Annotated in this window: 1 protein-coding gene; it reads left to right on the top strand. The window is 65.3% G+C overall.

Annotation, left to right across the window (positions count from 1 at the left end; translation table 11 throughout):
* Positions 1-783: hypothetical protein (locus tag B9Z49_RS21945; RefSeq protein ID WP_158273574.1), on the top strand; the 783-nt coding region annotated here is incomplete at both ends.

The following is a 783-nucleotide window of genomic DNA, read 5'->3' as shown; positions in this document are numbered from 1 at the left end:
GCACGGCCACCGTGGGCGTCCTCTCGGGCAAGTTCAGCGACGCGGCGCTCAACAACAACGAAGACACCTACGACAGCTCGGCTGCCGCGCCTGCGGTGTTCGAGTCCAACAACCAAGTGAGCCTGGCCTACAACACGCGCGGCAACAGCGTGGCCACGATCGACATCGTCTCGGCCAGCACCGACAGCGGCGCCACCGCCAGCGACTTCATCACCAACGACCAGACCCTGACGTACGCAGGCACCATCACCGGCTGGGTGCCGGGTCTTGGCGACCGCGTCATGCTGCAGTTCTATGACAGCACTGGCGCGCAAATTGGCGCCAACGCCTTTGTGGCACCGGCAGACAGCGGCGCCTGGACGTGGGACGACACGGCCAACACCCGCGCCGCAGGCACCTACAGCATCAAGGCCACCATCGTGAGCGCGAACGGCACCACGGCCATCAACACCGCAGCGCCCACCAGCGTGAGCGGCAACCTGACGCAAGGCGGCTATGACCAACAAACCGTGGTCATCGACACGACCGGGGGCACGACCGCCGAGATCAATCTGGCCATCAGCATCATCACCGACGCGGACAACAACGCGTTCGTCAACAAGGCCGAGCTCGCCAGCAACACCACCTTCACCAGCCGCGTCACGTTTGACCCGGCCCTGGCCAAGCCGGGCATGGTCATCACCGTGAGCGACGGCACCACCACAACCCCCATCACCTTGACCGCCGCAGACGTGGCCAGCGGCTTTGTGCTGGCCAGCTTTACCAAGCCTGCAGAAGGGGCCA

Source organism: Limnohabitans sp. 2KL-51 (assembly GCF_003063645.1).
GTDB lineage: Bacteria > Pseudomonadota > Gammaproteobacteria > Burkholderiales > Burkholderiaceae_C > Limnohabitans_A.
Note: the sequence above shows the minus strand (reverse complement) of the source record. Positions and strands in the feature narration are given on the sequence as shown.